Raw genomic sequence first — 421 nt, 5'->3', positions numbered from 1 at the left:
AGCTCCCTTTCTCATTTCGCAGTGCTACAATCATCTTACTGACAGCATCCTCCGAATCACGGTTGTAGCTCCCTTTCTCATTTCGCAGTGCTACAATATACGCGCGCGCCCAAGATGTAGCCTTTATGTTGTAGCTCCCTTTCTCATTTCGCAGTGCTACAATGAACGTGTTGAAGCTTGCGGCGGTAATCGTGTTGTAGCTCCCTTTCTCATTTCGCAGTGCTACAATTAAAGAAGTAGCAGGCGTTTGTTGTACTGTGTTGTAGCTCCCTTTCTCATTTCGCAGTGCTACAATGAGGTGTACACCAATGGTCTGCCGGTTGGCGTTGTAGCTCCCTTTCTCATTTCGCAGTGCTACAATTAATGCTTCAAGACTTCGTCTATCAGCATGGTTGTAGCTCCCTTTCTCATTTCGCAGTGC

The 421-nt window shown here is 47.0% G+C and carries 1 CRISPR repeat array.

The features are described from left to right. Positions 1-61: 61 nt before the first annotated feature. A CRISPR array of direct repeats spans positions 62-421; the repeat unit is 30 nt; unit sequence GTTGTAGCTCCCTTTCTCATTTCGCAGTGC.

This window comes from Neisseria sp. HMSC068C04 (assembly GCF_001810105.1).
Classification (GTDB): Bacteria; Pseudomonadota; Gammaproteobacteria; order Burkholderiales; family Neisseriaceae; genus Neisseria; species Neisseria flavescens_B.
This window is presented reverse-complemented; position numbering and strand designations above follow the sequence as displayed.